The organism is Streptomyces sp. NPDC043878 (assembly GCF_056435735.1).
Genome location: NZ_JBWKDW010000018.1, coordinates 1 through 25,744, shown reverse-complemented (window position 1 = coordinate 25,744; position 25,744 = coordinate 1). Strand labels below are relative to the sequence as shown.

Genomic DNA, 25,744 nt, shown 5'->3' with positions numbered 1-25,744 from the left:
ATTCGGGCGCGTTCGCGCCGTCGAGTGCAGGCGCTCTCCTTCCCGAGGACGTAGCACTTCTCCCATCCCTGCCCGGCTGAGCCGTCTGTCGATAGGACAGTCAGGGCCAGGAGATGTACGTCCGAGAAGGAGGAAAATATGGAGTCCCAGGTGCGTGGCGGGACCAGATGGAAGCGCTTCGCTGTGGTCATGGTGCCCAGCGTCGCCGCCACGGCGTGTATAGGTGTGGCCCTGGCTCAGGGTGCACTTGCCGCGTCGTTCAGTGTGTCGGGGCAGTCGTTCAAGGTCACGGCCAAGGAGCTCAACGGTAAGGGTTTCTCCCAGTACGGGGCCATCGACGCGGGCTACACCCTCGACGGTAAGAAGACGGCTCACCCGGTGGCGGTGTCGGCGTTCACGAGCGCCAACATCGAGAAGATGTGCCAGTCGGTCGTCACGCCGAACATCCCGCTGCTGGGGTCTGTGACCCTGCGGCTGGAGGCGGGTGACAGCAGCGATGAGGACAAGCAGGTCGCTGCGACCAACCTGTACATCGACGTCGAGGACCTTGGCGCGGACGCCGAGTTCACCAACATCGACATCGGTGTGGCGGGCAAGGACCTCAAGGGCGCGAAGATGAAGGCCAATGAATCGGCCAACCCCTTCGGTTTCGCCCAGCAGGCCGACTCGGTGAAGCTCAGCAAGGTCAAGCAGACGGCGTGGGCGACCACCGCGGGAACGTTCAAGCTCCCCGGCCTCAGCATGAAGCTGTCCACGGGCACCAGCGCGGAGTGCTACTAGGCATTCGGTGACGGGCGGGGGAGCCGGAAGGCGTCCCCGCCCGTCGCTCCCGCGTCTGCCTTTGCGCACATCGCGCCCATCTTCATCCCAGTACCACCTTCACCACAGCAAAAGCCGCACCAGGGAGCTGTTTTCCATGAGCGCCGAGACTTCTGCCGAGCCCGGTCAGTTCACTCGCCGGAGGCTGCAGTTCCGTGCGTGGCGGGGTACTCGCCCGTTCTGGGCCGGCCTGTTCGTCGTGATCGCCGGCTTTCCGATCATGTACTTCCCGTACGCGCACCTCCAGGTCGGTCACCTGACGCTGGCCATGGCCACCACCGCGGGGGCCGGCTCGCTGATCATCGGCGTGCTACTGGTCGTCCTGGGCATCAGCCTGTGGGTGCAGAAGCACATCCGCACTTTCGCGGGCGTCGCGGCGATTCTGCTGGGACTGGTGTCCCTGCCCGTCTCCAACTTCGGTGGCTTCATCGTCGGCTTCCTGTTCGCGCTCATCGGTGGCGCGATGGCGGTGTCATGGGCGCCGGGCCCGTCGCCGGAGGAGCAGGTGAATGAGTCCGGCTCCCAGGAGGGCGGCGCCCCGCAGGCGGCGGCCCCCGAGGACGGCACTCCCGAGGTCAGTACCCCCGAGGCCCCGTACAGCGAGGGCCCGGTGTTCACCAAGGACGACCGGCTGGACGAGCCGAACGATCTGTCAGGAACGAGCCCGGGGACCGGGGCATACGGGAGGCACAGTGCCGGCTGACGAGGTGACCCACGGGACTGACGTGGACGCGTCCCGTGTGAGAACCGGGCCGCGGCACGCCGCGCCCAGGAAGCCGATCTTCACCAGGTTCCACGTGCCTGCCGGGAAGGCGATAGCCCTGGCGGCGATGCCGACCGCAGTGCTGATGGGCATGGGCTTCACGCCCACGCTCGCCAACGCGGACGACCAGCCGGCGTCGAACAGCAAGCTGGCCGACGAGTACAAGGACTGCGTCGCCGCCATGACGGACGACGCCTCGGCCTCGGCCTCGCCGTCGCCCTCCGCCTCGGCGAGTGACGACGCGTCGCAGTCCCCGGACACGGGCGACACGGCGGAGCCGACCCCGTCGGTGACGACCTCCGCGGATGCCACGGACCCGGGCAAGGACTCTTCGTCGGATTCAGGTTCCGACGACAAGGCCGACCCCACGCCTTCCGCCTCGGAGACCAAGTCGACCTCGGGCGACGGCGGCGACACCGCCACCCCGGCCCCGTCGGCGTCCGAGACGAGCAAGAACATACTCGAGACCATCGGCGACACCATCGGCGACATCCTCACCGGCGGCGGCCACGCCACGGAGAGTGCGAGCGCGAGCCCGGCCCCCTCGGCCTCCGCGTCCGCCTCCGAGAGCGCGGGCGAGGACACGCCGACCAGTTCCTCCGACGCCGCCAAGGGGACGAGGGAGACGACCGGCAAGGTCACCGACACGGCGAAGAACACCGTGAAGGACGTGACCGACGCCGCGTCGAAGGCGGCCAACGACACCACCAAGACGGCCGAGGACACGACCGCGGCCGCCACGGCGTCCCCCAGTCCCTCGGCGAGCGCGAGCTCCACCGCGAAGGCCGACGACTGCGAGGTCGCCTCGGACGACACGGGCGCAGTCGACAACACGATCCTGCTGCCCGACGACCCCTGGTACCTGAACGCCAGTTCACTGACGCTCAACGGCGCCGACTACCAGGGCATAGTCAAGGTCCGGACGGCCAGCGGCAAGGTCAAGGAAGTCCTGAAGTACGTCATATCCGGCGGCACGAAAATCGTCGACCTGCACCAGACGGTGAACGACGAGCAGTCCGGCAAGACGTACCACGTCCAGTCGGCCAAGGGTAAAGAGTCCACCATCGAGGGTGGCAAGACGGTCATGTACACCGAGAGCATCTCGGGGAACCTGTTCGGCCTGATACCGCTCACCTTCAGCGTGAAGAGCCCGCCGCCGCTGAACATCCCGTACATCGTGTTCACCAACGCGAAGGTCCAGCAGGCCGGCCAGTTCGGCGGCACGCTCACGGTCCCCGGACTGCACCAGTACATCGACTGAGCACCCCCCAGAGCCCGTTCGGGAGCCGCACAAGCGCTGAGGGCGCACCCTGTCACAGGGTGCGCCCTCAGTCGCGTAGGAGGTCCGCGTCGGCCAGAACGGCAAGCCGTTGGCCGGCGACCCGGAATTGTCCAGGCACCAGCAGGCAGTGGTCACTCAAAACATCCGTAAGATCAGGGAGAACATCCGAGTCGCCATGGAAAGGTTCAAGGCGCGTGGCTGCTGATCTCTCCCCGACCTTGGGTGAGGTGCTGCGGCAACTCGCCCAGGCCGTCGGCCGCTACGACGGCGATGCCTCGTTCGCTGACGGCCACGACCGCTGGTCCCTCTACCGCGTGGCGATGGACACTCCCGCCGCACTGCCGCTGCTGTTCGAGGCGGTGTCCTTGAAAGCGGACGGTGCACTGGCATCCGGAGTCGTCGGTGACGTCCTGGAACGCGTACCGGCGGGCGAGCGCGCGCGATGGGTCGGTGTCCTCCCGCTGAACGTGCGCGACTTTTCCGCGCGCCGAGTATCGGTTGCCCCGGGGTCCCAGCCCGTGCGGGCAGCTGACCGGTGGGGACGGGAGAACTTCGACGCCCTGGCGTGGTCGTCGTTCGCGCCGCCGAGGCGCGACACCCGCGGCAGCCACTGACTGCGCGAAAGACGAAGGCGCCCCCTGCCGCAGGGGGCGCCCTCAGGAGCCTTGACGGGCCCGTCAGTTGGCGTGCTCGCCGCCACCCAGGTGGTGGACGCGCAGCATGTTGGTGGTGCCCGCGACGCCGGGGGGCGAGCCGGCCGTGATGATGCAGATGTCGCCCGGGTTGAAGCGGTTGAGCTTGGCGATCTCCTGGTCGACCAGGTCGACCATCTCGTCCGTGCTGTTCACGAACGGCACGACGTGCGACTCCACGCCCCAGCTGAGCGCCAGCTGGTTGCGGGTGCCCTCGTCGGTGGTGAACGCGATGATCGGCTGGACCGCGCGGTAGCGCGACAGCCGGCGCGCGGTGTCACCGGACTGGGTGAAGGCGACCAGGCCCCGGCCGCCGAGGAAGTCCGCGATCTCGCAGGCGGCACGGGCCACCGAACCGCCCTGCGTGCGCGGCTTCTTGCCCGGGACGAGCGGCTGCAGGCCCTTGGACATCAGCTCCTGCTCGGCCGCGACGACGATCTTCGACATCGTCTTCACGGTCTCGATCGGGTACGCGCCCACGCTCGACTCCGCCGACAGCATGACCGCGTCCGCGCCGTCCAGGATCGCGTTGGCGACGTCGGACGCCTCGGCGCGGGTCGGGCGGGAGTTGGTGATCATCGACTCCATCATCTGGGTCGCCACGATCACCGGCTTGGCGTTGCGCCGGCACAGCTCGATCAGGCGCTTCTGCACCATGGGGACCCGCTCCAGCGGGTACTCGACGGCCAGGTCGCCACGGGCGACCATCACACCGTCGAACGCCATGACGACGTCCTCCATGTTGTCCACCGCCTGCGGCTTCTCCACCTTGGCGATGACGGGGACGCGGCGCCCCTCCTCGTCCATGATGCGGTGGACGTCGGCGACGTCCTTGGCGTCCCGGACGAAGGACAGCGCGACGAGGTCGCAGCCCATGCGCAGTGCGAAGCGCAGGTCGTCGATGTCCTTCTCGGACAGCGCCGGAACGTTCACGGCCGTGCCGGGCAGGTTGATGCCCTTGTGGTCGGAGACGACACCGCCCTCGATGACGATCGTCTTCACCCGCGGGCCCTCGACGTCCAGGACCTTCAGCTCGACGTTTCCGTCGTTGATCAGGACCTGGTCGCCACGCGAGACGTCACCGGGCAGGCCCTTGTACGTCGTCCCGCAGATCTGCTTGTCGCCGGGCACGTCCTCGGTGGTGATGACGAACTCGTCGCCGCGCTCCAGCTCGACCGGGCCCTCGGCGAAGGTCTCCAGGCGGATCTTCGGCCCCTGGAGGTCGGCGAGGACACCGATGGCCCGGCCGGTCTCCTTGGCGGCGGCCCGGACCCGGTCGTACCGGCCCTGGTGCTCGGCGTGGCTGCCGTGGCTGAAGTTGAAGCGGGCCACGTTCATGCCGGCTTCGATCAGGGACACGAGCATCTCGTGGGAGTCGACCGCGGGGCCGAGAGTACAGACGATTTTCGAACGGCGCATGAGGCGATCCTATCGGTTTGTTTCGCTACGGAATATTCCGTCTGGTGGAAGATGCAAATGGGCGGGTCCGCGCTCAGGCGTGTTACTGACGTGTAATTCCTCAGCGGCCCTTTCCGACCAGTGCGTAGGTCTGTGTGGCGATCTCCAGTTCCTCGTCGGTCGGCACCACGGCCACGGCGACCCGGGCCCCCGTCGGGGAGATCAGCCGCGGCCCGCCGTCGCGTACGGCGTTCAGCTCGCCGTCCACCGCGAGGCCCAGCCCCTCAAGACCGGCCACCGCCGCCTCCCGCACCGGCGCCGAGTTCTCCCCGACCCCGGCCGTGAAGGCGACCGCGTCCACCCGGCCGAGCACCGCGTAATAGGCGCCGATGTATTTCCGCAGGCGGTGAATGTAGATGTCGAAGGCCAGCGCGGCCTGTTCGTCACCCTCGTCGACCCGGCGGCGGATCTCCCGCATGTCGTTGTCCCCGCACAGACCGATCAGACCGCTCCTCTTGTTGAGAAGAGTGTCGATCTCGTCCGTTGACATTCCGCCAACGCGCATCAAATGGAAGATGACGGCAGGGTCCATGTCTCCGGAGCGCGTACCCATCACGAGCCCCTCCAGCGGCGTGAGCCCCATGGAGGTGTCCACGCACCGGCCACCGCGCACGGCGGACGCGGACGCCCCGTTGCCGAGGTGCAGCACGATCACGTTGACGTCCTCGGGGGCCCTGCCGAGCAGCTTCGCGGTCGCCCGCGACACGTAGGCGTGCGAGGTCCCGTGGAATCCGTAGCGCCTGATCCGGTGCGCGTCGGCGGTCTCCACGTCGATCGCGTAGCGGGCGGCCGACTCCGGCATCGTGGTGTGGAAGGCGGTGTCGAAGACGGCGACCTGGGGCAGGTCGGGCCGCAGCGCCGACGCGGTACGGATACCGGTCAGGTTGGCCGGGTTGTGCAGCGGCGCCACCGGGATCAGCCGCTCGATCTCGGCGAGCACCCGCTCGTCGACGACGGTCGGCTCGGTGAAGTACTTGCCGCCGTGCACCACCCGGTGCCCCACGGCGAGGAGTTCGGGCGAGTCGAGCCCCAGCCCGTCCTTCGCCAGCTCCTCAGCCACGGACTTCAGGGCGGCGTCGTGGTTCGCGATCGGGCCGGTCCACTCGCGGCTTTCACCGCCCCGCGAGACCGGCGTGTGCGACAGCCGGGAACTCGCCTCCCCGATGCGCTCGACGAGCCCCACGGCCAGCCGGCTGCTGTCGCGCATGTCGAGCAGCTGGTACTTCACCGACGAGGAGCCGGAGTTGAGGACGAGGACGCGGGTCGCGCTCACTGGTCGGTCGCCTTCTCGCTGGGGGACTGGGACTGGGACTGGGACTGGGACTGGGCCTGGATCGCCGTGATGGCGACGGTGTTGACGATGTCCTGGACGAGCGCGCCCCGGGACAGGTCGTTGACCGGCTTGCGCAGGCCCTGGAGCACCGGCCCTACCGCGATCGCGCCGGCCGAACGCTGCACGGCCTTGTAGGTGTTGTTGCCCGTGTTGAGGTCGGGGAAGATCAGCACGCTGGCCTGGCCGGCGACCTCCGAGCCCGGCAGCTTGGTCTCGGCGACCGTCGGCTCCACCGCGGCGTCGTACTGGATGGGGCCCTCGATCTTCAGGTCGGGCCGCCGGGCACGGACCAGCTCGGTCGCCTCCCGCACCTTGTCGACGTCGGCCCCCGAGCCGGACGTGCCGGTCGAGTACGACAGCATCGCGATCCTCGGCTCGACGCCGAACCGCGCGGCGGTGGCGGCCGACTGGATGGCGATGTCGGCGAGCTGCTCGGCGTCGGGATCGGGGTTCACCGCGCAGTCGCCGTAGACGAGGACCTTGTCCGCGAGGCACATGAAGAAGACCGACGAGACGATGCCCGCGTCCGGCCGGGTCTTGATGATCTCGAAGGCCGGGCGGATGGTCGCGGCCGTCGAGTGCACCGAACCGGACACCATGCCGTCGGCGAGACCCTCCTGCACCATCAGGGTGCCGAAGTAGTTCACGTCGGAGACGACGTCGTAGGCCAGCTCCACCGTGACCCCCTTGTGGGCGCGCAGCCGGGCGTACTTCTCGGCGAAAGAGTCCCGCAGCTCGCTGGTGGCCGGGTCGATCAGCTGGGTCCCGCCCAGGTCGATGCCGAGATCGGCGGCCTTCTTGCGGATCTGGTCGGCCGGGCCGAGCAGTGTCAGGTCGCACACACCGCGCCGCAGCAGCACCTCGGCGGCGTGCAGCACGCGCGCCTCGGTGCCCTCGGGCAGCACCACCCGCCGCCGGTCGGTACGGGCCTGGTCGAGCAGCTTGTGCTCGAACATCATCGGCGTCACCCGGTCACTGCTCGGCGTGGACACCCGCTTCAGCAGCCCCGCGGTCTCCACGTACCGCTCGAAGAGCCCGAGCGCGGTCTCCGCCTTGCGCGGGGTGGCCGCGTTCAACTTCCCCTCCAGGGAGAAGAGTTCGGCCGCGGTCGGGAAGCTGTTGCCGGCCACCGACAGCACCGGGGTGCCGGGCGCGAGCCGGGCGGCCAGGGTGAGCACCTCGTCGCTCGGCACCTCCCCCAGGGTGAGCAGCAGGCCCGCTATCGGCGGGGTGCCGGCGCTGTGCGCGGCCATCGAACCGACGACCAGGTCGGCGCGGTCGCCCGGGGTGACGACCAGGCAGCCCGGGGTCAGGGCGTGCAGGAAGTTCGGCAGCATCGCGCCGCCGAAGACGAAGTCGAGCGCGTCCCGGGCGAGCCCCGAGTCGTCACCGAGCAGCACCTTCGCGCCGAGGGCCTGGGAGATCTGCGCGACGGTGGGCGCGGACAGGGCGGGTTCGTCGGGGACCACGTAGCAGGGCACGGGCAGCCGGGAGTCGAGTCGGCGGGCGATCTCGTCCCGGTCGTCCCGGGCGACCCGGTTGGTGACCATGGCGAGGATGTCGCAGCCGAGACCGTCGTAGGCGCGGTGGGCGTTGCGGGTCTCGGCGAGCACGGACTCGGTGCTCTGTCCCCGGCCGCCCACCACGGGGATGACGGCCGCGCCGAACTCGTTGGCGAGCCGGGCGTTGAGGGACAGCTCGTCGGGCAGCTGGGTGGCGGCGAAGTCGGTGCCGAGGACGAGGACGACGTCGTAGTCCCGGGCCACGAGGTGGAACCGGTCGACGAGCGCCGACACCAGCGCGTCGGTGCCCTGCTCGGCCTGGAGCGCGGACGCCTCCGGGTAGTCCATGCCGTAGACGGTCGCCGGGTCCTGTGACAGGCGGTAGCGGGCGCGCAGCAGTTCGAAGAGGCGGTCGGGCCCGTCGTGGACGAGAGGGCGGAAGACCCCCACCCGGTCGACCTGGCGGGTCAGGAGCTCCATGACCCCCAGCTCGACGACCTGGCGGCCGTCGCCGCGGTCGATACCGGTCACGTACACGCTGCGCGTCACGCGTGCTCTCCGTTTCGTCTTGAGCGGGAAGTGGGAGTGTGGGGGCCTCATAAAAATCGCCCACCGAGGTGAGCAGAACCCTCTTGACAATACCTCCGGGCCTGGTTAAGACGCCCGTCAGGACAGGGGTGGGGAAAGGGCGAAACGGGTTGTACGGCACGGAAGCGACATCGCCGGGCGGGGCATGAAACAATCGGCCTGGCTCACCGGTCTCAACAGCGAGCAGGAGACACGCACGATGCGCATCGGAGTTCTCACCGCAGGTGGCGACTGCCCTGGTCTGAACGCAGTGATCCGGTCGGTCGTGCACCGCGCGGTCGACCACTACGGCGACGAGGTCATCGGGTTCGAGGACGGCTACGCCGGCCTGCTCGACGGCCGCTACCGCACCCTCGACCTCGACGCGGTGAGCGGCATCCTGGCCCGCGGCGGCACCATCCTCGGCTCCTCCCGCCTGGAGCGCGACCGGCTGCGCGAGGCCTGCGAGAACGCGCTCGACATCGCGCGCGACTTCGGCATCGACGCGCTGATCCCCATCGGCGGCGAGGGCACGCTCACCGCGGCGCGCATGCTGGCCGACGCCGGCCTGCCCGTCGTCGGCGTCCCGAAGACGATCGACAACGACATCTCCTCCACGGACCGCACCTTCGGTTTCGACACCGCGGTCGGGGTCGCCTCCGAGGCGATGGACCGCCTGAAGACGACCGCCGAGTCCCACCAGCGGGTCATGGTCGTCGAGGTCATGGGCCGGCACGCGGGCTGGATCGCGCTGGAGTCCGGCATGGCGGCCGGCGCGCACGGCATCTGCCTGCCCGAGCGCCCCTTCGACCCGGCCGACCTGGTGAAGATGGTCGAGGAGCGCTTCGCCCGCGGCAAGCGGTTCGCGGTGGTGTGCGTGGCCGAGGGCGCCCACCCGGCCGAGGGGTCCATGGACTACGACAAGGGCGAGATCGACGCGTTCGGTCACGAGCGCTTCCAGGGCATCGGTACGGCGCTGGCGTTCGAGCTGGAGCGCCGGCTCGGCAAGGAGGCCAAGCCGGTCATCCTCGGCCACGTCCAGCGCGGTGGCGTTCCGACGGCGTACGACCGGGTGCTCGCCACCCGCTTCGGCTGGCACGCCGTGGAGGCCGCGCACCGCGGTGAGTTCGGCAGGATGACGGCGCTGCGCGGGACGGACATCGTGATGGTGCCGCTCGCGGAGGCGGTCACCGAACTGAAGACGGTGCCGAAGGACCGGATGGACGAGACCGAGTCGGTCTTCTAGCCGGCCGCTAACCGGTGTTGTCCCGGACGGCCGTCCAGAAGCGGTCGATGATCCCGTCGAGGAAGTCCCGGCCGGCGTCGCCCGAGGCGCTCGCCGCCGCGCCGCCGCCCCACCTGAGGGTGGCGGCCATCTGCCCCTGGTAGTCCTTGTGCAGCTCCCGGAGGGTGTCCTCCAGGAGCCGCCGGTCCAGGGGCACCGTTTTCGCGAGCGGCCGCACGTACGCCTGCCAGCGGGTGGTCACGGCGCCGCGCAGGAGCTCGGCGAGTCGCGCGTCGCGTCCCGTGACGCTGACGTAGTCGGGGAGCGAGAGGTCGAGCAGCCGGGCGAGCGCGGCGGACTGACGCTCGGTGCCGCGCCACGCGTCGTTGTCCTCCATGTGGAGATAGGCGAGGAGTTCCAGACCGACGGTGCGGGCGACGTCGTCCGGCGCCAGGCCGTGTGCGACGCGGTGCTCCCGCAGGGTCCGCGGCCTGCCGATGAGTTCACCGGGGGAGCACCACAACACGCCCGCGAGGGCGGTGAGTTCGAGGCCGACGGGCGCGCTCGTGCCGCTTTCCCAGGTGAGGACGAGGTCCGGGGTGACATGCGAGAGCCCATAGGAGGCGCGCATGCCGTAGGCGACGTGCTGGGGTCCCATGCCGAGGGCGGTGCGGAGTCTGCGGGCGGCGGGGGCGTCGAAGGGGGGAGTGGGCTTGTTCGGCGGAGCTGGAGTTCGGCGCACGGCCCACAAGGTAGGGGCCACCGCGGCGCGTTGACTACGGTCTGTTCGGCCAGGATCACGCATCGTGGGAACGTGGGGTTCCGGCCGTGCCCGGGAAATGGCCGGAGATCGTCCGTCGCCCGGACGGGGTGGGTGTCGAACGCCGTGCCGAACGGCGCCTCGGGCGCCCGGGCCGGGGCACGATCTCCCCGCAACCGGCGAATGGCAAGGCGGGGCGGCATATTCACCCGCGCCCGCAGCCGCCCGGACGCCCGCACCCCACGACGGCCGGCGACCGCGCGGGTCGCCCACAGTGACGGACGCCGAAGAGGTGTACGGCACGCCCGGCCCGGCGGACGCCCGCCCGGACGCCGGGAAAGCGCGGCGCAAACCGAACCCTCGCCGCCGCCCCGCGCGGGGTGGTCGGAGGCGTCGTTCAGCGGGCCGGGCCCGTCGTCCGGACCCAGCGGTACACCAGTTCGGGTCTGCCCACCTGTCCGTAGAGCGGCTTGCGCTCCGCCCGGCCGCCGTCCACCAGGTGTTCCAGATAGCGCCGGGCGGTGATGCGGGAGATTCCCACCGTCTCCGCGACGCCCGTCGCCGTGAAGCCCTCCGCGCTGTCCCGCAGCGCGACCGTCACCCGCTCCAGGGTCGGCGCGCTCAGGCCCTTCGGCAGCGCCGCGGGGCCGGGGGCCCGGAGGGTCGCGAGCGCCCGGTCGACCTCGTCCTGGCCGCTGGCCTCACCCGCCGCCGCGTGGAACTCCGCGTAGCGGATCAGCCGGTCGCGCAGCGTGCCGAACGTGAACGGCTTGAGCACGTACTGCACGACGCCCAGCGACACGCCCTCCCGCACCACCGCCAGGTCACGGGCCGACGTCACGGCGATCACGTCCGCCTGATGTCCCGCCGCCCGCAGCGAGCGGGCCAGCTGCAGCCCGTGCACGTCCGGCAGGTGCAGGTCCAGAAGCAGCAGGTCCACCGCCGTCCGCTCCAGCGCGCGGCGCGCCTCCGCGCCGGTGTGCGCCCTGCCCACGGCCACGAACCCCGGCACCCGGCCGACGTACAGGACGTGGGCGTCGGCGGCGACGGGATCGTCCTCGACGACCAGGACACGGATGGGCTGCTCGGTCGTCATGCGTCGCCTCCAGGGGCAGTGCCGCTCACGGCGGCCCGTTCGGCGGGGCCGCCCTCGGCGGGCGCCCCGGGGGTGCCCGCCGAGGCCCCCGGAGTGCCCGCCGTCGCGGCCCCGGCGGTGCCCGTCCTCGTGGCCTCCGGAGTGCCCGCCGTCGCGGTGTCCGCCGCCCGCTCCGCGTCCTCGCCCAGCGCGAGCCGGACCTCGAACAGCGCGCCGCCCTCGTCGGCAGCCGTGACCGACAGGGTGCCGTCGTGGCGGTGCACCGCCTGGCGGACCAGGGCGAGACCAAGGCCCCGGCCGCCCGGTCCCGCCGGTTTCGTGGAGAACCCGCGCCGGAAGACGGCCTCGGTGTGGGCCGGGTCGACGCCCGCGCCGGTGTCCGACACCCGCAGCACCAGCGAGGAACCGTCCGTGTAGGCCGTCACCGTCACCCGGGCCGGCACGCTGCCCTGCGCCGCGTCCACCGCGTTGTCGATCAGGTTGCCGAGGATCGTCACCAGGTCCCGGGCGGGCAGCGACGCCGGGAGCAGACCGTCGTCGAGGCTGCTGTCCTCGGACACCACCAGCTCCACGCCCCGCTCGTTGGCCTGGGCCGTCTTGCCGAGCAGCAGGGCCGCCAGTACCGGCTCGCCGACCGCGGAGACCACCTGGTCGGTGAGGGTCTGGGCCAGTTCGAGTTCGGCGGTCGCGAAGTCCACCGCCTCCTCGGCCCGGCCCAGTTCGATCAGCGAGACGACCGTGTGCAGGCGGTTGGCCGCCTCGTGCGCCTGCGAGCGGAGGGCCTGGGTGAAGCCGCGTTCGGAGTCCAACTCGCCCATGAGGGACTGGAGTTCGGTGACATCGCGGAGGGTGACGACCGTGCCCCGGCGCTCTCCACCGGACACCGGCGAGGTGTTCACCACCAGCACGCGGTCCGCCGTCAGCAGCACCTCGTCCACCCTCGGCCCGGACGCCAGCAGCGCCCCCGTCAGCGGGGCCGGCAGCCCGAGGTCCGCGACGGACCTGCCCACCACGTCACCTCCCACCCCCAGCAACTCCCGTCCGCCGTCGTTGATGAGCGCCACACGGTACTGCCCGTCCAACATCAGCAGCCCCTCGCGTACGGCGTGCAGCGCGGCCTGGTGGTAGTCGTGCATGTGACTGAGCTCGGCCGCGTTCATGCCGTGCGTGTGACGGCGCAGCCGGGCGTTGATCACGTACGTGCCGAACGCGCCCAGCGCGAGGGCGCCGGCCGCGGCCGCGAGCAGCGCCGTCACCTGGCCCTGCACCCGCTTGCTGATCGCCTCGACCTTGATGCCGGCGCTGACCAGGCCGATGACCCGCTGGTCGTCGTCCTCGACCGGGGTGACCGCCCGGACCGACGCGCCGAGGGTGCCGGTGAACGTCTCGGTGAAGGTGTCGCCGCGCAGCGCCCGGTCGATGTTGCCGCGGAAGTGCAGGCCGATCTGGTCGGGCCTCGGGTGCGTCCAGCGGATGCCCTGCGGGTTCATGATCGTGACGAAGTCGACCCCGGTGTCCCGCTGGACCCGCAGGGCGTACGGCTGGAGGGTGGCCGAGGGGTCGGCGGTGCCGATCGCCGCCCGGACGGAGGGGGCGTCCGCGACCGACCGGGCCACCGCCACCGCCTGGCGGCCCGCCGCGTCCTGGGCCTGGCTGCGGTCGCTGACGTAGGTGAACAGCGCGTAGCCGGCGACCAGGACCGCTATCAGCACGGCCTGCATGCCGAAGAGCTGGCCGGCCAGGCTGCGGGGCCGGGGGACGGGGATGCGCATGCCGTCAGTCTGCCTCCGATGTCGGTGTGAACTAAATGAACGGAAGGGTGACCGCCTTCACAGGCCGGGAGATAGTCACGACATTCCCCTGAACCCCCGGACGTGAGCCGCACGCCGGTAAGGCCGACGACGTCGTCAAGGAGGGCCGCCGTGACCAGCGCAGCCGATACGGCATCCGCCGCACCCCCCGCCAAGCGGGACCGCACCCACTACCTCTACATCGCGGTGATCGTCGCGGTCGCCATCGGAATCACCGTCGGTCTGGTCGCGCCGGACTTCGCGGTCGAGCTGAAGCCCCTCGGTACGGGCTTCGTCAACCTGATCAAGATGATGATCTCGCCGATCATCTTCTGCACGATCGTGCTGGGCATCGGCTCGGTGCGCAAGGCCGCCAGGGTCGGCGCGGTCGGCGGTATCGCCCTGCTGTACTTCACGATCATGTCGCTGGTCGCCCTGGCCATCGGTCTGGTCGTCGGCAACATCCTGGAGCCGGGCACCGGCCTCGCGGTGACCGACGCGATCAAGGACGTCGGTCACGCACAGGTCGACGCGGAGGCGAAGAACACCACCGACTTCCTGCTCGGCATCATCCCGACCACGATCGTGTCCGCCTTCACCGAGGGCGAGGTGCTCCAGACCCTGCTGGTCGCACTGCTCACCGGCTTCGCGCTGCAGGCCATGGGCCCGGCCGGACAGCCGGTACTGCGCGGGGTCGAGCACATCCAGCGGCTCGTCTTCCGCATCCTCGCGATGGTGATGTGGGCGGCGCCGGTCGGCGCGTTCGGCGCGATGGCGGCCGTCGTCGGCTCGGCGGGCGTCGACGCCCTGAAGAGTCTCGCCGTGCTGATGCTCGGCTTCTACGCCACCTGCTTCCTCTTCGTCTTCATCGTGCTCGGCACGCTGCTGCGGCTGGTCGCGGGCCTCAACATCCTCACCCTGTTCAGGTACCTGGGCCGCGAGTTCCTGCTGATCCTGTCGACCTCGTCGTCCGAGTCGGCGCTGCCGCGGCTCATCGCGAAGATGGAGCACCTGGGCGTCAGCAAGCCGGTGGTCGGCATCACCGTCCCGACCGGCTACTCCTTCAACCTCGACGGCACCATGATCTACATGACCATGGCGTCCCTGTTCATCGCCGACGCCATGGGCACGCCGATGTCGGTGGGCGAGCAGATCCCGCTGCTGCTCTTCCTGTTCGTCGCCTCCAAGGGCGCGGCCGGCGTGACCGGCGCGGGCATGGCCACGCTGGCGGGCGGTCTCCAGTCGCACAAGCCGGCGCTGGTGGACGGCATCGGCCTGATCGTCGGCATCGACCGCTTCATGAGCGAGGCCCGCGCCCTGACGAACTTCGCGGGCAACGCGGTCGCCACCGTCCTGATCGGCACCTGGACGAAGGAGATCGACCGCGAGCGCGTGGACCAGGTGCTCGCCGGGCAGCTCCCCTTCGACGAGAAGACGCTCCTGGACGACGACGAGGCCACCACCGCCGGTGTGCCCGAGCAGGGCGGAGAGAAGGAACTCGCCCGAGCCTGAGGAGGCGTCGGCAGGCGCCGCCCGCCCACCGCACGGCGGCTCCCGCCCACCCCACGGCGGCTCCCGCCCACCCCACGGCGGCCCCCCGGCCCGCCGGCCTCCGACCCACCGTCTCCGGGCGGCCGAGTACTCCCCCGTGGCTCGGTCGCCCGGTCCCCTTCCCCCCTCCTCACCGGCATACGGTGCGCAGGGCCGCCCGCCTCCTCGGCGGGCGGCCCTTTCCGTGTGCCGGCGCTGTTGCCTTGACGTCGGGGTCAAGGCTTACGTTCGTCCGTATGCGAATCGGCGAGCTGGCCGCACGGGCCGGGACCACGACGCGGACGCTGCGGTACTACGAGTCCCGGGGGCTGCTGCCCGCACGGCGGGGCGGCAACGGGTACCGGACGTACGACGAGGACGACCTGAAGCTGCTGCGGCAGATCAGGACGCTCCAGGACTTCGGGTTCGACCTGGAGGAGACCCGGCCCTTCGTGGAGTGTCTGCGGGCCGGGCATCCGGAGGGCGACGCGTGTCCCGCCTCGCTCGCGGTCTACCGGCGCAAGCTCGACGAACTCGACGAGCTGATCGGCGAACTGCGTGACGTGCGGGCGAAGGTCGGTGAGCAGCTCGTGCGGGCCGAGCGGGCCCGTGACGAGCTGGCGGCCGAGGCGCTGGCTCCGGGAGGTCCGGAGCCCGTGTGTGAACTGGGAGGGCGGAGACAATGATCAGGGCGGCGGGCGTGACCGAGGTGACGGACGCGGACTTCGAGACCGAGGTGATCGGGGCGGACCGGCCGGTGCTGGTGGAATTCACCGCCGACTGGTGTCCGCCGTGCCGGCAGATGGGGCCGGTGCTGACCGCCCTCGCCGCGGAGGAGGGCGAGCGGCTCAAGGTCGTACAACTGGACGTGGACACCAATCCGACGACGACGAACGCCTACCGGGTGCTGTCGATGCCGACGTTCATGGTGTTCAGGGGCGGCGAGCCGGTGAAGTCGATGGTGGGGGCGCGGCCCAAGCGGCGGCTCCTGGAGGAGCTGTCGGACGTCCTGTGACCCAGACCGCCCCGCGGCCCCGCCGGAAATGAGGAAATCCCCCGAGCAATTGCGCTCGGGGGATTTCTCTGGGTATATTCAATGGTTCGCGACTTCACGGGAGTTAGGTCGCAATAAGTTCAGTGAGCAGAGTATATCCGGGCGGGAGTGGAATTGTCAAACACCGACTTTCCAGACAGTGAATTGCGGCGCGAGCAGGAATTCGTCGACGGGCTGTACGCGCGTGTGGACGCCCTGCGTGGCGACACCGAGGGCGCCCTCACGGACGCGCTCACCCAGGGCAACACGCCCATGCAGGCCCGCCTGGAACGGGACATCCTGGTCGCCGAGCGGTCGGGACTGCTCGCCGCGCTCAACGCGGTGGACGGCTCCCTCTGCTTCGGCCGCATCGACCTCACCTCGGGCGTCAGCCACCACATCGGCCGGATCGGCCTGCGCGTCGACGACGCCGAGCGCACCCCGATCCTCATCGACTGGCGGGCCGACGTCGCCCGCCCCTTCTACCTCGCCACCGGCCACACCCCGATGGGTCTGCGCCGGCGCCGGCACCTCACCACCGAGGGGCGCCGGGTCACCGCCCTGCACGACGAGATCCTCGACCTCGGCGACCAGGAGCGCACCGGTCACGAGGACCCCACCGGCGACGCCGTGCTGCTCGCCGCGCTCGACTCGGCCCGCACCGGCCGGATGAGCGACATCGTGCAGACCATCCAGGCCGAACAGGACGAGATCATCCGCGCCCCGCACCGCGGGGTGCTGGTCGTCGAGGGCGGCCCGGGCACCGGCAAGACGGCCGTCGCCCTGCACCGGGCGGCGTACCTGCTGTACGAGCACCGGGAACTGCTCGCCAAGCGGGCCGTCCTGATCGTCGGACCCAACCCCGCCTTCCTCGGCTACATCGGGGAGGTGCTGCCCTCGCTGGGCGAGACCGGCGTGCTCCTGGCGACCGTCGGCGAACTCTTCCCCGGCGTGAAGGCGACCGCGACGGACACGCCCCGGGCCGCCGCCGTCAAGGGCCGCGCGGCCATGGCGGACGTCCTCGCCGCCGTCGTACGCGACCGGCAGAAACTGCCCGACCCGGTGATCACCATCGAGCACGACCGCGAGGTCCTGATGCTCGACGACGGCCTGGTGAACGTCGCCCGCGAGCGCACCCGGGAGGCGAACCTGCCGCACAACGTGGCGCGCGAGCACTTCGAGGGACACATCCTCAACACGCTCACCGACATGGTCGCCGAACGCATCGGCACGGACCCCTACGACGGCTCGAACCTCCTCGACCCCAGTGACATCACGCAGATCCGCGACGAACTCGCCGGCAACCCCGAAGTCTGGTCCGCCATCGACCAGTTGTGGCCGCGGCTGACCCCGCGCCGGCTCGTCGCGGACTTCCTGGCCGCCCCCGAGAGCCACCTCGGCGCCGAGGACGCGGACGCCGTCCGCCGTCCCGTGACCCGGGCGTGGACCGTGGCGGACGTGCCACTGCTCGACGAGGCGGCCGAACTGCTGGGCGAGGACGCCCGGTTGGCCCGGGCGCTCGCCGAACGCGAACGCGAGACGCAGATCGCCTACGCCCAGGGAGTCCTCGACGTCTCCTTCGCCTCGCGGACCTACGAGTTCGACGACAAGGAGGAGGAGGACTCCGAGGTCCTGTCCGCGCACGACATCATCGACGCCGAACGCTTCGCCGAACGCCACGAGGAGGACGACCACCGCAGCGCGGCCGAGCGCGCGGCGGCCGACCGCACCTGGGCGTTCGGGCACATCATCGTCGACGAGGCGCAGGAACTGTCGCCGATGGCCTGGCGGCTGCTCATGCGGCGCAGCCCGACCCGTTCGATGACGCTGGTCGGCGACCCCGCCCAGACCGCGGAGGCGGCGGGCGTCGGCTCCTGGTCCGGCATCCTCGAACCGTACGTCGGCGACCGCTGGGAGCACACCCGGCTCGGCGTCAACTACCGTACGCCCGCCGAGATCATGGACGTCGCCGCGGCGGTGGTCCGCGCGGAGCACCCCGGCTTCGAACCGCCGAGCTCGGTGCGGTCGACGGGGGTACGGCCGTGGGTGCGCGCCACCGACGACCTGCCCGGCGCGGTCGCCAAGGCCGTCGGGGAGCTGACCCCGGCCGAGGGCCGGCTCGCCGTGATCGCCCCGCGCGACCTGCACCGGAAGCTGGCCGCGCGACTGGACGGCGTGACCGCGGGCGCCGAGCCCGACCTCACCCGGACCGTCGTCCTGCTCGACCCGCGGCAGTCCAAGGGGCTGGAGTTCGACTCCGTGCTCGTGGTGGAGCCGGGGCGGTACGGGACGAGCGACCTGTACGTGGCGTTGACGCGGGCCACGCAGCGGCTGGGGGTGTTGCACACGGGGGCGTTGCCGGTGGCGCTGGGCGACGCGGTCGCCGACGCGGGGGGCCGCGTCGCCGGGTAACGGGGCGTCGCGGGGGCGGGGAGCGGGGCGTCGCGGGGGCGACGAGGGATGTCGCCCCCGCCGCCCCTTCCCTTCCCGTCCCGGGGGCTGCCGCCCCCGGACCCCCTTTCGGCCCGAAGGGCCTCGTCCTCAAGCGCCGGATGGGCTGGAGGGTTTGACGGGCCTCGTCCTCAAGCGCCGGATGGGCTGGAGGGTTTGACGGGCCTCGCCCTCAAGCGCCGGACAGGCTGGAGGGTCTGACGGGCTACGACTACGCCGGGCGCAGCCACACCGTCGACAGAGGTGGCAGGGTGAGCCTGATGCTGGCGGGGCGGCCGTGCCAGCCCTGGGGTTCCGGTTTGACCGGGTCCGGGTGGTGGACGTCGCTGCCGCCGTACTTCGCGGTGTCGGTGTTGAGGATCTCGTGCCAGGCCGGGATGTCGTCCGGGACGCCGAGACGGTACTCGTGGCGGACCACGGGGGCGAGGTTCGACACCGCGAGGAGCGGGCTGCCGTCCGCGTCGAAGCGCAGGAACGCGAAGACGTTGTCCTCCGCCGCGTCGCCCACCACCCACTGGAAACCGGACGGGTCGGTGTCCTGCTGCCACAGCGCGGGTGTGTGCCGGTAGAGGGTGTTCAGGTCGCGGACCAGGTCCCTGACCCCCCGGTGGTCGGCCTCCGCGCCGTACGCCGGGTCGAGCAGCCACCAGTCGGGGCCGCGCTCCTCGGACCATTCGGTGCCCTGGGCGAACTCCTGGCCCATGAAGATCAGTTGCTTGCCTGGATGGGCCCACATGAACGCCAGGTACGCCCGCAGGTTGGCCCGTTGCTGCCACCAGTCGCCGGGCATCTTCGACACCAGCGAGCCCTTGCCGTGCACGACCTCGTCGTGCGAGATCGGCAGGACGTAGTTCTCGCTGTACGCGTACACCATCGAGAACGTCATCTCGTGGTGGTGGTACTTGCGGTGGACCGGCTGGTGGCTCATGTAGTCGAGCGAGTCGTGCATCCAGCCCATGTTCCACTTCAGGCCGAAGCCGAGACCGCCGAAGCCGCCCGGACCCATGTGGTGGGTGGCCCGGGTGACGCCGTCCCACGCCGTGGACTCCTCGGCGACCGTCAGCACGCCCGGGACCCGCCGGTAGACCGTCGCGTTCATCTCCTGCAGGAACGCCACCGCGTCCAGGTTCTCCCGGCCGCCGTGCTCGTTGGGCACCCACTGGCCCGGCTCGCGCGAGTAGTCGAGGTAGAGCATCGAGGCGACGGCGTCCACCCGCAGCCCGTCGATGTGGAACTCCTCGCACCAGTACACGGCGTTCGCGACCAGGAAGTTGCGCACCTCGCGCCGGCCGTAGTCGAACTCCAGGGTGCCCCAGTCCGGATGGGCGGAACGCAGCGGGTTCTCGTGCTCGTACAGCGGGCGGCCGTCGAACTCGGCCAGCGCCCAGGAGTCCCGCGGGAAGTGAGCGGGCACCCAGTCCATGATCACGCCGATGCCGGCCCGGTGCAGGGCGTCGACGAGGTACTTGAAGTCGTCCGGGTCACCGAGGCGCGCGGTGGGGGCGTAGAACCCGGTGACCTGGTAGCCCCAGGACCCGCCGAAGGGGTGCTCCGCTACGGGCATCAGCTCGACGTGCGTGAAGCCCAGGTCCTTGACGTACGACGGCAGTTCCTCCGCCAGCTCGCGGTAGGTCAACCCCGGCCGCCAGGACGCCAGATGCACCTCGTACACCGAGAAGGGCGCCTTGTGCGCGGGCCGCTCGGCGCGGCGGGCGAGCCACTCCTCGTCCTGCCAGACGTGGCGCGAGGTGTGGACGACCGACGACGTCAGCGGCGGCACCTCGGTGCGGCGGGCCATCGGGTCGGCCCGCAGCGTCTTGGAACCGTCGGGCCGGGTGATCTCGAACTTGTACAGCTCGCCCTCGCCGACGCCGGGCACGAACAGCTCCCACACGCCGGTCCCGCCGAGCGAGCGCATGGGGTGACCGGTCGCGTTCCAGAAGTTGAAGGTGCCGGCCACCCGCACGCCCCGCGCGTTCGGCGCCCACACCGTGAAGCGGGTGCCGTCCACGCCCTGGTGCGTCATCGGCTCGGCGCCCAGCGCCTTCCACAGCTCCTCGTGCCGGCCCTCACCGATCAGGTGCAGGTCGAGGTCACCGAGCGCGGGCAGGAAGCGGTAGGCGTCCTCGGTCTCCTGGACCGTCTCCTCGTAGGCGACGAGCAGGCGGTAGCCGGGGACCGTGTCGAGCGGCAGCACCCCGGAGAAGAACCCGTCCCCGTCGTCGTGCAGCTCCGTCCGCGACTCGCCGACGACGACCGCCACGGACAGGGCGTACGGCCGGAACGCCCGGAAGACGATCCCGCCACCGGGCGCCGGGTGCGCGCCGAGCACGGAGTGCGGGGCGTGGTGCGCCCCGTCGAGCAGCCGCCAGCGGTCACCGATGTCGACGGCGGGCGAGAAGGGGGTCGGCGCGTCGCCGGAGTCCTCGGCGGGGGTGGGGGTGTGGGCGGGGGCCTCGGCCGCCGCGGCTTCCGCCGGTGTCGCCGCGGCCTCCGCCGCCGCAACCGCCGCGACCGGCTCGTCGGCGATCTGCTCGGCGGCCGCCTTCTTCGCCGTCGCCTTCTTCGCCGTCGCCTTCTTCGCCGTCGTCGTCTTCGCGATGACCTTCTTCGCGATGGTCTTCTTGGCGGCGGTCTTTTTGGCGGCTGCCTTCGTCGCGGCCGCCTTCTTCGTCACGGTCTTCCTGGCCGCGTCCTTCGGACCGACGGCCGTCTCAGCCGTCGTTGCTGCCGCCGTCTCGGCCACCGCCCGCTCGGCCGCTGCCTTCTTCACCGCGGCGGTCTTCGTCGGAGCGGCCTTCTTCGTGACGGTCTTCTTGGTGACGGCCTTCTTCGCCGCGTCCTTGGGACCGGCCGCCGCCTCGCCCGCCGCCGCCCCGGCGGTCGCCTTCTCGGCGGCCGCCTTCTTCGTGGTCGCCTTCTTCGTCGCGGCCTTCTTCGCGACGACCGTCCTGGTCTCCGGAGTGCTGGAGACGGCCGCCGTCCGGGCCACCGTCTTCTTGGCCGTCTTCTCGGCCGTGGCCTTCCGCGCCGGGGTCTTCTTCGCCGCGGTGGTTCCGGCTGCCGTCTTCTCCGCCACGGTCTTCTTCGCCACGGCCGTCTTCTCGGCCACGGCCGTCTTCTTCGCCACGGCCTTCTTCGCGGCCGTCTTCTCCGGCGAAGCGTTGGTCGCCGGGACCTCCTTCGCGACCGTCTTCGTAGCCGAGGCCCTGGTCGCCGGGGTCTTCCTCGCAGTCGTCGTCTTCGTCGTCTTCTTAGCCGGGGGCTTCTCCCCGGCGACCGCCTCGACCGTCTCCACCGTCTTCTCGGCGGCCTTCTTCACGGCCCTGCGGGCCGTCTCCACGCCTTTCTCCGCGCTCTTCCTCACGGACCTCTTCTTCTGCGCGGCGGCCGGCTGCGCGGTGCTGGTGCTTTCCTCGGCCGTCTTCTTCGGATCCGGACCGCTGGACGGGGGGCGGGGGGTCACGGGTGGTGCCTCCTGGGCGCAGGGTGAGGTCAGGACAGGTCGGGTGAGGCGAGGCGGCGCACCGCGGACAGCGGTACCGGCAGCCAGTCGGGACGGTGCCGCGCCTCGTAGAGGACTTCGTAGACGGCTTTGTCCGTCTCGTAGGCGCGCAACAGCACGGGGTCGGTGCGCGGATCGCGGCCGGCCACGTCCGCGTACCCGGAGCAGTACGCGGCCCGGCAGGTCTCCGCCCAGCCCGGTACCGGCACCTCCGCGGAGTGCGCCGCGTAGTCGAAGGAGCGCAGCATCCCCGCGATGTCCCGCCCGGTCGGCTGGGGCATCCGGCGTTCGGCCAGCGGCTTCGACGGCTCGCCCTCGAAGTCGATCAGGGACCACTGTCCGGTCGGCGAGCGCAGGCACTGGCCGAGGTGCAGGTCGCCGTGGATGCGCTGGGCGGTCCAGGTGCGGCCCTCGGCGGCCAGGTCGGCCAGCGCGGTGAAGGCGGAGCGCAGGCCGGGGGCGTACGGCCGGAGCGCGGGCACCGCCTGCGCGGCGAGGTCGAGGCGCTCGATCATGCCGTCGACCAGCAGTTCCACCTGGCTGTGGCCGAGGGTGACGGTGGGCAGGGCCCGGGCGAGCGCGGTGTGCACCTCGGCGGTGGCCCGGCCCAGTTCGCGCGCCTCGGTGCCGAAGTCCTCGCCCTTGGCGAGTTCGCGCAGCGCCAGCTCCCAGCCGTCTGAGGCGCCCTGCACGAAGGGCTGCAGCACGCCGAGGACGTACGACTGGCCGGCCAGCTCCGCCCGCAGCCATCCCGTCGGCGCGGGCACCCGCGGGCAGCCCTCCCGGGCCAGCGCCAGCGGCAGTTCCAGGTCGGGGTTCACGCCGGGCACGATCCGGCGCAGCAGCTTCAGGATGAACGTGTCTCCGTAGACGATCGACGAGTTGGACTGCTCGGCGGTCATCAGGCGTGGGACGAGTCCGTCGCGGATCTCCTGGTTCGGGTCCCGCTCGAAACGCAGCCCGCCGATCCTGGTCCCGGTGCGCAGTGCCTCCAGGAGCAGTCCGGCGGGCCGGGCGTCGTACAGGGCGTCGTAGACCGTGTGTCCGGCGAACGGGCCGTCCTGTGCGTGTCCGATGAGCGCGGGCGCCAGCCGGGGTGGCAGCGCCTCGCGCTCGCCTATCAGGAGCTGGTAGGTGTCACCCGGGTGGGCCGGGCCGCCCAGCGCGGACGGCTGGTGGGCGCGCACCAGCAGGTGGTGCAGGCTCAGCTTTCCGCCGGCCGGGACCAGCTCGGTGGCCGCGACCAGCGAGAACCCGGTGACCGGACGTCCCTTGCCCGCGAACCAGCGCTGCCGCGGCAGCCACTCCCGCAGCAGGGGGTCCAGCGACGCAAGGAGGCCGGGACTGGTGGTGGCGGTACGGATGACGGCTTCCGACATGGGCGTCGCGTCCTTTCCCCGGGGGGTCGGGGGGTGTTACTGATGCGGTGCCCCGGGCGGGGCGGTGGAAACCGCCCCGCCCGGGTTCGGCGGGCATCTACGCGGTGTCCCTGCGCAGCCGGAACCAGTAGAAGCCGTGTCCCGCGAGGGTCAGGAGGTACGGCAGCTCGCCGATGGCCGGGAAGCGGACCCCACCGAACAGCTCGACCGGATGCCGGCCTTCGAAGGCGCTCAGATCGAGCTCCGTCGGCTGTGCGAACCGCGAGAAGTTGTGCACGCACAGCACCAGGTCGTCCTCGTACTCGCGGAGGAAGGCGAGGACGGCGGGGTTGGAGGAGGGGAGTTCGGTGTAGGAGCCGAGGCCGAAGGCGTGGTTCTGTTTGCGGATCTCGATCATGCGCCGGGTCCAGTGCAGGAGCGAGGACGGCGAGGACATGGAGGCCTCGACGTTGGTGACCTGGTAGCCGTAGACCGGGTCCATGATCGTGGGCAGGTAGAGCCGGCCGGGGTCGCAGGAGGAGAAGCCGGCGTTGCGGTCGGGGGTCCACTGCATGGGGGTGCGGACGGCGTCGCGGTCGCCGAGCCAGATGTTGTCGCCCATGCCGATCTCGTCGCCGTAGTAGAGGATCGGCGAGCCGGGCAGGGACAGCAGCAGCGCGGTGAACAGCTCGATCTGGTTGCGGTCGTTGTCGAGCAGGGTGGCGAGGCGGCGGCGGATGCCGATGTTGGCGCGCATGCGGGGGTCTTTCGCGTACTCGGCCCACATGTAGTCGCGTTCCTCGTCGGTGACCATCTCCAGGGTCAGCTCGTCGTGGTTGCGCAGGAAGATGCCCCACTGGCAGCCGGAGGGGATGGCCGGGGTCTTGGCGAGGATCTCGGAGACCGGGTAGCGCGACTCGCGGCGGACGGCCATGAAGATGCGGGGCATGACCGGGAAGTGGAACGCCATGTGGCACTCGTCGCCGCCGGCCTCGTAGTCGCCGAAGTAGTCGACGACGTCCTCGGGCCACTGGTTCGCCTCCGCCAGCACGACCGTGTCCGGGTAGGAGGCGTCGATCTCCTTGCGGACCCGCTTGAGGAACTCATGGGTTGCAGGAAGGTTTTCGCAGTTGGTGCCTTCCTCCTGGAAGAGGTACGGCACCGCGTCCAGCCGGAATCCGTCGATGCCGAGGTCCAGCCAGAACCGCAGCGCGGAGATCATCTCCTCCTGGACGGCCGGGTTCTCGTAGTTGAGGTCCGGCTGGTGGGAGAAGAAGCGGTGCCAGTAGTACTGCTTGCGGACCGGGTCGAAGGTCCAGTTGGAGGCTTCGGTGTCGACGAAGATGATCCGCGCGTCCGGGTACTGCTTGTCGTCGTCGGCCCACGTGTAGTAGTCGCCGTAGGGGCCGTCGGGGTCCTTGCGCGACTCCTGGAACCACGGATGCTGGTCGCTGGTGTGGTTCATGACGAAGTCGATGATGACCCGCATGCCGCGCTGGTGGGCGGCGTCGACGAACTCCACGAAGTCGGCGAGGTCACCGAACTCGGGCAGGACGGCGGTGTAGTCCGAGACGTCGTAGCCGCCGTCGCGCAGCGGCGACTTGAAGAAGGGCGGCAGCCACAGGCAGTCGATACCCAGCCACTGCAGGTAGTCGAGCTTGGCGGTCAGGCCCTTGAGGTCGCCGACGCCGTCGCCGTTGCTGTCCTGGAAGGAGCGCACCAGGACCTCGTAGAAGACGGCTCGTTTGAACCAGTCGGGGTCGCGGTCCTTGGCGGGGGTGTCCTCGAAGGTGTCCGGGACGGGCTCGTTGACGATCATATTGTGGGTGACCCTCCGATCTGCGGGGTGGACGGTCGCAGAACCGTGAAGACGTGTGCGGGTCGGGTGCCCGGTTCGAGGCGTACGTAATTGGCCCTGCCCCAGTGATAGGTCTCACCCGTGAGTTCGTCACGCACCGGCACCGACTCGTGCCACTCCAGGCCGAGTTGCGGCATGTCCAACGAGACCGTCGCCTCCTGGGTGTGGTGGGGGTCGAGGTTGGCGACCACCAGAACCGTGTTCGAACCCTGTCGCTTCGAGTATGCGATCACCGCGTCCTGGTCCGCATGGTGGAAGTGGAGATCGCGGAGCTGACGCAGCGCGGGGCTGGCCCGCCGGATGGTGTTGAGCCGGGTGATGAGGGGGGTGATGGTGCGGCCGGTGCGTTCGGCGGCGTCCCAGTCGCGGTGCCTGAGCTGGTACTTCTCCGAGTCGAGGTACTCCTCGCCGCCCTCGCGCAGGGGTGCGTTCTCGCACAGTTCGTAGCCGCTGTAGACGCCCCAGGTGGGGGAGAGGGTGGCGGCCAGCACGGCCCGGACCTCGAACGCGGGCCGGCCGCCGCGCTGGAGGTAGGCGTGCAGGATGTCGGGGGTGTTGACGAAGAAGTTGGGCCGCATGTAGGCGGCCGACTCCCCCGACAGGTCGCTGAGGTACTCGGTGAGTTCCTGCTTGGTGTTGCGCCAGGTGAAGTAGGTGTACGACTGCTGGAAGCCGATCTGGGCCAGGGTGTGCATCATCGCCGGCCGGGTGAACGCCTCGGC

At 70.7% G+C, this 25,744-nt stretch carries 19 protein-coding genes; 9 read left to right on the top strand and 10 right to left on the bottom strand.

Going from position 1 to position 25,744, the window contains the following annotated elements; all coding sequences use genetic code 11:
- The first annotated feature begins 138 nt into the window (after window positions 1-138).
- The 4 genes from AC07AZ_RS24145 (at window position 139) to AC07AZ_RS24130 (ending at window position 3,478) form a co-directional block, all read left to right on the top strand.
- Window positions 139-780: a DUF6230 family protein gene (locus AC07AZ_RS24145; protein ID WP_478851042.1), complete on the top strand. Its 642-nt coding sequence runs from the start codon at window positions 139-141 to the stop codon at window positions 778-780.
- Between the two features lie 136 nt (window positions 781-916).
- Window positions 917-1,522 carry a DUF6114 domain-containing protein gene (locus AC07AZ_RS24140; protein WP_478851040.1) on the top strand — a complete coding sequence of 202 codons (606 nt, stop codon included), beginning with the start codon at window positions 917-919 and terminating at the stop codon, window positions 1,520-1,522.
- Window positions 1,512-2,843, top strand: a complete 1,332-nt coding sequence (locus tag AC07AZ_RS24135; RefSeq protein ID WP_478851038.1) for a hypothetical protein — start codon at window positions 1,512-1,514, stop codon at window positions 2,841-2,843. Before AC07AZ_RS24140 ends, AC07AZ_RS24135 begins: the two co-directional genes overlap by 11 nt.
- Window positions 2,844-3,058: 215 nt before the next feature.
- Window positions 3,059-3,478, top strand: coding sequence for a hypothetical protein (locus tag AC07AZ_RS24130; protein ID WP_478851036.1), 420 nt, complete (start codon window positions 3,059-3,061; stop codon window positions 3,476-3,478).
- A gap of 63 nt (window positions 3,479-3,541) precedes the next feature.
- Here AC07AZ_RS24130 and pyk read toward each other — a convergent pair whose 3' ends face one another.
- The 3 genes from pyk to pta form a co-directional block, all read right to left on the bottom strand.
- Window positions 3,542-4,975, bottom strand: coding sequence for a pyruvate kinase (pyk, locus tag AC07AZ_RS24125; RefSeq protein WP_478851034.1), 1,434 nt, complete (start codon window positions 4,973-4,975; stop codon window positions 3,542-3,544).
- Window positions 4,976-5,075: 100 nt separating this feature from the next.
- Window positions 5,076-6,287 carry an acetate kinase gene (locus AC07AZ_RS24120; protein WP_478851032.1) on the bottom strand — a complete coding sequence of 404 codons (1,212 nt, stop codon included), beginning with the start codon at window positions 6,285-6,287 and terminating at the stop codon, window positions 5,076-5,078.
- Complete coding sequence (gene pta, locus AC07AZ_RS24115) at window positions 6,284-8,398, bottom strand: phosphate acetyltransferase (RefSeq protein WP_478851030.1); 2,115 nt, start codon at window positions 8,396-8,398, stop codon at window positions 6,284-6,286. Before pta ends, AC07AZ_RS24120 begins: the two co-directional genes overlap by 4 nt.
- Before the next feature lie 238 nt (window positions 8,399-8,636).
- Between pta and AC07AZ_RS24110 the strand changes: the two genes are divergently transcribed.
- Window positions 8,637-9,662, top strand: a complete 1,026-nt coding sequence (locus AC07AZ_RS24110) for an ATP-dependent 6-phosphofructokinase (RefSeq protein WP_478851028.1) — start codon at window positions 8,637-8,639, stop codon at window positions 9,660-9,662.
- 7 nt (window positions 9,663-9,669) lie between these two features.
- Here AC07AZ_RS24110 and AC07AZ_RS24105 read toward each other — a convergent pair whose 3' ends face one another.
- The 3 genes from AC07AZ_RS24105 to AC07AZ_RS24095 form a co-directional block, all read right to left on the bottom strand.
- Entirely contained in the window at window positions 9,670-10,383 is a 714-nt protein-coding gene (locus AC07AZ_RS24105) for an XRE family transcriptional regulator (RefSeq protein WP_478851026.1), read from the bottom strand.
- A gap of 415 nt (window positions 10,384-10,798) precedes the next feature.
- A complete protein-coding gene (locus AC07AZ_RS24100; protein ID WP_478851024.1) occupies window positions 10,799-11,497 on the bottom strand; it encodes a response regulator in 699 nt (232 codons plus the stop codon).
- The gene (locus AC07AZ_RS24095) at window positions 11,494-13,269 is read right to left on the bottom strand and encodes a sensor histidine kinase (protein ID WP_478851022.1); all 1,776 of its coding nucleotides are present in this window, start codon (window positions 13,267-13,269) and stop codon (window positions 11,494-11,496) included. Before AC07AZ_RS24095 ends, AC07AZ_RS24100 begins: the two co-directional genes overlap by 4 nt.
- Window positions 13,270-13,419: 150 nt before the next feature.
- Here AC07AZ_RS24095 and AC07AZ_RS24090 point away from each other — a divergent pair, with 150 nt between their 5' ends.
- The 4 genes from AC07AZ_RS24090 (at window position 13,420) to AC07AZ_RS24075 (ending at window position 18,262) form a co-directional block, all read left to right on the top strand.
- Window positions 13,420-14,799, top strand: coding sequence for a cation:dicarboxylate symporter family transporter (locus AC07AZ_RS24090; protein ID WP_478851020.1), 1,380 nt, complete (start codon window positions 13,420-13,422; stop codon window positions 14,797-14,799).
- A gap of 275 nt (window positions 14,800-15,074) precedes the next feature.
- Window positions 15,075-15,503 (top strand): MerR family transcriptional regulator, encoded by a 429-nt coding sequence (locus tag AC07AZ_RS24085; protein WP_478851018.1) that lies wholly within the window; start codon window positions 15,075-15,077, stop codon window positions 15,501-15,503.
- Window positions 15,500-15,832 carry a thioredoxin family protein gene (locus AC07AZ_RS24080; protein ID WP_478851016.1) on the top strand — a complete coding sequence of 111 codons (333 nt, stop codon included), beginning with the start codon at window positions 15,500-15,502 and terminating at the stop codon, window positions 15,830-15,832. The genes AC07AZ_RS24085 and AC07AZ_RS24080 overlap by 4 nt, the downstream gene beginning before the upstream one ends.
- Window positions 15,833-16,015: 183 nt before the next feature.
- Entirely contained in the window at window positions 16,016-18,262 is a 2,247-nt protein-coding gene (locus AC07AZ_RS24075; protein ID WP_478851316.1) for a HelD family protein, read from the top strand.
- A gap of 250 nt (window positions 18,263-18,512) precedes the next feature.
- Here the strand turns inward: AC07AZ_RS24075 and glgB are convergent, their stop codons facing one another.
- From glgB to AC07AZ_RS24055, 4 genes are all read right to left on the bottom strand, one after another.
- Window positions 18,513-21,767 carry a 1,4-alpha-glucan branching enzyme gene (gene glgB / locus AC07AZ_RS24070; RefSeq protein ID WP_478851014.1) on the bottom strand — a complete coding sequence of 1,085 codons (3,255 nt, stop codon included), beginning with the start codon at window positions 21,765-21,767 and terminating at the stop codon, window positions 18,513-18,515.
- 29 nt (window positions 21,768-21,796) lie between these two features.
- The gene (locus AC07AZ_RS24065; protein WP_478851012.1) at window positions 21,797-23,185 is read right to left on the bottom strand and encodes a maltokinase N-terminal cap-like domain-containing protein; all 1,389 of its coding nucleotides are present in this window, start codon (window positions 23,183-23,185) and stop codon (window positions 21,797-21,799) included.
- Between the two features lie 97 nt (window positions 23,186-23,282).
- A complete protein-coding gene (gene treS, locus AC07AZ_RS24060) occupies window positions 23,283-24,983 on the bottom strand; it encodes a maltose alpha-D-glucosyltransferase (RefSeq protein WP_478851010.1) in 1,701 nt (566 codons plus the stop codon).
- Window positions 24,980-25,744 (bottom strand): alpha-amylase family glycosyl hydrolase (locus tag AC07AZ_RS24055; RefSeq protein WP_478851008.1); only part of this gene is annotated, 765 nt, incomplete at its 5' end. The genes treS and AC07AZ_RS24055, both read right to left, overlap by 4 nt.